Source organism: Cellulomonas hominis, assembly GCF_005239125.1.
GTDB lineage: Bacteria > Actinomycetota > Actinomycetes > Actinomycetales > Cellulomonadaceae > Cellulomonas > Cellulomonas hominis_A.
The window spans coordinates 1-5,712 of the sequence record NZ_SZYE01000217.1 but is presented as its reverse complement, the minus strand read 5'-3'; the positions used below and the strand labels follow the sequence as shown (position 1 = coordinate 5,712).

The 5,712-nt window shown below is 72.5% G+C and carries 6 protein-coding genes; 1 reads left to right on the top strand and 5 read right to left on the bottom strand.

Translation table 11 applies throughout. The features are described 5' to 3' along the window. Window positions 1-56: 56 nt before the first annotated feature. Genes FA014_RS17415 through FA014_RS17395 form a run of 5 tightly spaced genes read right to left on the bottom strand, consistent with a single transcriptional unit; the run spans window position 57 to window position 5,253 of the window. Complete coding sequence (locus FA014_RS17415) at window positions 57-914, bottom strand: ABC transporter ATP-binding protein (protein WP_154730899.1); 858 nt, start codon at window positions 912-914, stop codon at window positions 57-59. Continuing rightward, a complete protein-coding gene (locus FA014_RS17410; RefSeq protein WP_154730898.1) occupies window positions 911-1,891 on the bottom strand; it encodes an ABC transporter permease in 981 nt (326 codons plus the stop codon). The genes FA014_RS17415 and FA014_RS17410 overlap by 4 nt, the downstream gene beginning before the upstream one ends. After that, a complete protein-coding gene (locus tag FA014_RS17405) occupies window positions 1,888-2,919 on the bottom strand; it encodes a TIGR03842 family LLM class F420-dependent oxidoreductase (RefSeq protein WP_154730897.1) in 1,032 nt (343 codons plus the stop codon). Before FA014_RS17405 ends, FA014_RS17410 begins: the two co-directional genes overlap by 4 nt. Window positions 2,920-2,957: 38 nt before the next feature. After that, the gene (gene hydA / locus FA014_RS17400) at window positions 2,958-4,391 is read right to left on the bottom strand and encodes a dihydropyrimidinase (protein WP_154730896.1); all 1,434 of its coding nucleotides are present in this window, start codon (window positions 4,389-4,391) and stop codon (window positions 2,958-2,960) included. Between the two features lie 13 nt (window positions 4,392-4,404). Continuing rightward, the gene (locus FA014_RS17395) at window positions 4,405-5,253 is read right to left on the bottom strand and encodes a nitrilase-related carbon-nitrogen hydrolase (RefSeq protein WP_154730895.1); all 849 of its coding nucleotides are present in this window, start codon (window positions 5,251-5,253) and stop codon (window positions 4,405-4,407) included. A gap of 201 nt (window positions 5,254-5,454) precedes the next feature. Between FA014_RS17395 and FA014_RS17390 the strand changes: the two genes are divergently transcribed. Then, window positions 5,455-5,712 (top strand): GntR family transcriptional regulator (locus FA014_RS17390; protein ID WP_154730894.1); only part of this gene is annotated, 258 nt, incomplete at its 3' end.

Sequence of the window (5,712 nt, the reverse complement as noted above, 5' to 3'; positions counted from 1 at the left end):
CGCAGGCGCGGGTGCGGCGGGCGCGGGCGCGCCGGGCGCCGGGGCGGCGGCCGCGCTCACCGGGTCTCCACCCCGCGGCTCGGCACGCCGGTGCCACCGTGCAGCGCCTCGCGCACCGCCGTGACCGCGGCGAAGTACGCGGCGTCCTCGCGCAGGTCGTCGCCGCGCTCACCGGACCGCCCGAGCCGCACGTCGACGATCCCGGCGATCCGGCCGGGCCGTGCGGACATCACCACGACCCGGTCGGACAGGAACACCGCCTCGGGGATCGAGTGGGTGACGAACACGACCGCCGCCTGCGTCTCGGCGCAGATCCGGACCAGCTCGGACTGCAGCCGCTCCCGCGTCATCTCGTCGAGGGCGCCGAACGGCTCGTCCATCAGCAGCAGGCTGGGCCGCTCGGCGAGCGCCCGGGCGATCGCGACGCGCTGCTGCATGCCGCCGGACAGCTGGTCCGGGAAGTGGTCGGCGAAGTCGGCGAGCCCGACCAGGGCCAGCATCTCGTCCGCGCGCTCCCGCCGGGCCGCACGGCCGACGCCGTGCAGGGACAGCGGCAGCTCGATGTTGGCGCGGACCGTGCGCCACGGCAGCAGGCCGGCCTGCTGGAACGCGATGCCGTAGTCGTGGCCGAGCCGCGCCTCCCGGGCGGGCCGCCCGAACACGGCGATCGTGCCCGATGTCGGTGCGTCCAGGTCGGCGACCAGGCGGAGCAGCGTCGACTTGCCGCAGCCGGACGGCCCGATGAGCGACACGAACTCCCCCGCGCCGACGGTGAGGTCGACGTGCTCGAGGGCGGTGACGGACCGCCCGCCCTCCCCCGGGAACACGCGGCCGACGCCGGAGACCTGGACGGCGGCGGCGGTCGCGGTGCGCGCCCCGGCGGGCGCGGCCCCGGCGGCCGTCGGCGCGCTCACGCCGCGACCTCCGTCCGGCGGAACCGGCGCAGCGCGGTGCCGAGCAGCGCGACCGCCCCGGAGGCGACCAGGCCGAGCAGCACGGCCCCGAAGATCGGCGCCCACGGCTTGGCGGGGTCGCTGCTGGCGAAGTTGGCGAACTCGAGGATCATGCGTCCGATACCTCCGGGCATCCCGGTCGAGACCTCCGCGACGACGACGCCGAGCACGGCGCTCGTGGCCGCCAGGCGGAGGGCGGGCAGCAGGTGGGGCACGCTCGCGGGCAGCCGCAGCCGGACCAGCTCCTGGGACCAGGAGGCGGCGTAGCCGGCGAACAGCTCGCGGTGCAGGGTGTCGGGCGAGGTGAGGCCGCGCAGGGCCCCGACCGCGACCGGGAAGAACGCCAGGTAGGAGGCGATCACGGCGACCGACATCCACGGCTCCCAGGTGAAGCCGAGCTCGAGCTTCGAGCCCCAGCCCTTCACCAGCGGGGCCAGCGCGATGAGCGGGACGGTCTGGCTGAGCACGACCAGCGGCAGCACCGCCGACCGCGCGACCCGGAACCGCGTCATCAGCAGCGCGAGGGCGAACCCGACGGCGACGCCGATCACCCAGGACACCGCGGCGATCCGCAGGCTCGTCCCCGCCGCGCGGAGCACGGCCAGCCACAGCGGGTCCGCGCCGGGCTGGGCGGTCAGCGGCTCGCCCAGCCGGGCCAGCATCTCGGTGACGTGCGGCATCGCGAGGTCCGTGGTGCGCGGCAGGACGCGGAGCTCGCGGACGCTCCAGCCGTCCTCGGGGACGACCGCCTTGACGAGCTCCCAGAGCGCGGCGAGCAGGACCAGCGCGGCGAGGCCGAGGGCGACGGGGCGCAGGGCCCGGACCGGTGCAGGCAGCGCCCGGGACCGGCGGGGGCCCGCGAGCGCGCCGGCCGCGGGGGCCGCGACGGCCGCGTCCCCGGCCTCCGCGACACCCGCGCCGGCGACCCCGGTCGTCATGCCGTCGCCACGACGTGCTCGGCCATCGCCGGGATGACCCGCTCGCCGTACATCCGCAGGGTCTCGTCCTTGTTGTCGTGCTGCAGGTACCCGGCGAACTGGGTGACCCCGAGCGCGCGCAGCGCCTGGAGCTTCTCGACGTGCTCGCGAGGGCTGCCCAGCAGGCAGAACCGCTCGACGATCTCGTCCGGCACGAACTGGGTGTGCGAGTTCCCGGCGCGGCCGTGCTCGTTGTAGTCGTAGCCCTGCCGGCCCTCGATGTAGTCGGTGAGGGCCTTCGGCACGGACGACCCCCGGCCGTACTTGGCGACGATGTCCGCGACGTGGTTGCCGACCATGCCGCCGAACCACCGGCACTGCTCGCGCATGTGCGCGCGGGCTGCCGGGGAGTCGCCGTCGCCGACGTACATGGGTGCGGCGACGCAGAACTTGATCGCGTCCGGGTCGCGGCCCGCGGCCTCAGCGGAGTCGCGGACGGTGCGGATCATCCAGGACGCCACGTCGGGGTCCGCGCACTGCAGGATGAAGCCGTCGCCGACCTCCCCGGTGAGCTTCAGGGCGAGCGGGCCGTAGGCCGCGACCCACACCTCGAGCGCGGACCCGCGGGACCACGGGAACTGGACCTTGCGGCCGTTGTGCTCGACCGCGCGGGAGTTCGCGAGCTCGCGGATGACGTGGATCGACTCGCGCAGCGTCGCCAGGTTCGACGGCTTGCCGGCCAGGGTGCGCACCGCGGAGTCGCCGCGGCCGATGCCGCACACCGTGCGGTTGCCGTACATCTCGTTGAGCGTGGCGAACGACGACGCCAGCACGGTCCAGTCCCGGGTCGCCGGGTTGGTGACCATCGGGCCCACGATCACCTTGCGGGTGGCCGCGAGGATCTGCGAGAACACCACGAACGGCTCCTGCCAGAGCAGGTGCGAGTCGAAGGTCCAGACGTAGTCGAACCCGTGGGTCTCCGCCTGGCGGGCCAGGTCGACCACCCGGGACGCGGGCGGGTCGTTCTGCAGGACGACGCCGAACTCCATGGGCGTGCCTCCTTCTCGGGGTCGCAGGGGTGGGGCCGTCAGATCAGGTACTGCGACAGGCCGCGCTTGACGTACTTGCCGTGGCCGGCGCGGCCGAGGAACGCACCGCCGTCGACGACGACCTCGCCGCGGGACAGCACCGTGTCGACGTGCCCGTCGACCTCGAAGCCCTCCCAGGCCGAGTAGTCCATGGCCATGTGGTGCGACTTCCCGACGCCGATCGACGTGTGCCCGTTCGGGTCGTAGACCACGACGTCGGCGTCGGCGCCGGGCGCGAGCACGCCCTTGCGGCCGTACATGCCGAACATCCGCGCGGGGGTGGTGCAGCAGATCTCCACCCAGCGCTCCAGGCTGATCTCGCCGGTGACGACGCCCTGGTACAGCAGGTCCATCCGGTGCTCGACGGAGCCGATGCCGTTGGGGATCTTGGAGAAGTCCCCGATCCCCATCTCCTTCTGGTCCGTCATGCAGAACGGGCAGTGGTCGGTCGACACGAGCTGCAGGTCGTTCGTGCGCAGGCTGTTCCACATCTGGTGCTGGTGGCCCTCGTGCTTGGAGCGCAGCGGCGTCGAGCAGACGTACTTGGCGCCCTCGAAGTCGCCCCACCGCTCGCTGGTCGCGCCGAGGTGGTCCTCGAGCGACAGGTAGAGGTACTGCGGGCAGGTCTCGCCGAACACGTTCTGGCCGCGGTCCCGGGCCTGGGCGATCTGCTCGGCCGCCTGCTTCGCGGACACGTGCACGACGTACAGCGGCGCCCCGGTGAGGTCGGCGAGCATGATCGCGCGGTGCGTCGCCTCCTCCTCGGCCTGCCAGGGCCGGGAGACGCCGTGGTAGTACGGGCTGGTCTCGCCGCGGGCGACGTGCTGCTGCACGAGGGTGTCGATGACCGACCCGTTCTCCGCGTGCATCATGATCATCGCGCCGTTGTCGGACGCCTTCTGCATCGCCCGCAGGATCTGCCCGTCGTCCGACAGGAACACGCCCTTGTAGGCCATGAACAGCTTGAACGACGTGACGCCCTCGGCGATCAGCTCGTCCATCGCGTGCAGCGACGAGTCCTGCACGTCGGACAGGATCTGGTGGAACGCGTAGTCGACCGCGCAGTTCCCCGCCGCCTTGGCGTGCCACAGCGCGTACTGGTCGACCGGGTTCTCGTGCGGGTACTGCACGACGAAGTCGACGATCGTGGTCGTCCCGCCCCAGGCCGCGGCCGTGGTGCCGGTCTCGAAGGTGTCGGAGGCGAACGTGCCGCCGAACGGCATCTCCATGTGCGTGTGCGCGTCGATGCCACCGGGGATCACGTACTTGCCGGTCGCGTCGATGACGCGGTCGACCGTCGCGGTCAGGTCGACACCCAGGGCGGTCGAGCCGGGCTGGAGCAGCGCGACGATCGTCTCGCCGTCGATCAGCACGTCCGCGGCGCCGCGCCCGGTCGCGTTGACGACGGTGCCGCCGGTGATGAGGGTCTTCATCGCGATCCCCCGTTCACGGCGCCACGATCGGGCCGTAGGCGTCCGGCCGGCGGTCGCGGAAGAACTGCCACCGCTCGCGGGTCGTCCGGATCACGTCCAGGTCGAGGTCGCGGATCAGCAGCTGGTTCTCGGTCGTCGAGCCGACCTCGCCGACGTAGTTGCCGTCCGGGCCCACCGCGTAGGACGAGCCGTAGAAGTTCACCGCCTCGTCGCCGTACTCGTTGTCCTCGAGCCCGACCCGGTTGTTCGCGATGACGTAGTACCCGTTCGCGATCGCCGCGGCCGGCTGCTCGACCTCCCACAGCTTGTTCGAGATGCCGGGTGCGGTGGCGTTCGGGTTGAACACGATCTCCGCGCCGTTCAGCGCGAGCACCCGCCAGCCCTCCGGGAAGTGCCGGTCGTAGCAGATGTTCACGCCGATCTTGCCGACCGCGGTCTCGAACACCGGGTACCCCTGGTTGCCGGGACGGAAGTAGAACTTCTCCCAGAACTTGGGCAGGTGCGGGATGTGGTGCTTGCGGTACGTGCCGAGCAGGGTGCCGTCCGCGTCGATGACCGCCGCGGTGTTGTAGAGCACCCCCGGCTGGTCCTCCTCGTAGATGGGCAGCACGATCACGATGCCCAGCTCCTTGGCGAGCGCGGAGAACCGGTCGGTGGTCGGGCCGGGGACCGTCTCGGCGTACTCGTAGTACTTCGTGTCCTGCGTGATGCCGAAGTACGGGCCGTAGAACAGCTCCTGGAAGCCGATGACCTGCGCGCCCTCGGCCGCCGCCTTGCGCGTCCAGTCCTCGTGCAGCTGGATCATCGACTCCTTGTCGCCGGTCCAGGTGGCCTGGGTGAAGGCGACGCGCACGACTGACATGGAGGACCTCCGCGTGGTGGTGGGACCGGGACCGGGCCGCCGTGACGGGGCCCGATGGGAATGTGACTCTGGGGGTTGAACATTTCTGCGGCGTTTCTGCCGGTAACGTCCCCGAGAACGTCGATGACGGGGCTGTAAACACTGCGGCGCCGGGTCGACGGACGGCCCCGGGGCCCGCGGTGCCGGGGCACGATGACGCCCATGGACGTGGCCCAGCACGTGGAGGACCGCAGTCCCCGGGGGATCGCCGCCGCGGTCTCGCGCCTGGTGCGCAGCGGCGACCTGCGGCCCGGCGACCGGCTGCCCACCGTGCGCCGGCTCGCCGCCGAGCTGGGCGTGAGCCCGGCGACCGTCAGCGGGGCGTGGCAGGCGCTGGCCGCCGTCGGGCTCGTCGCGTCCCGGGGCCGGGCGGGGACGGTCGTGCTGCCGGAGCCCGCGTCGTGGCTGCCGCCGCGGTAC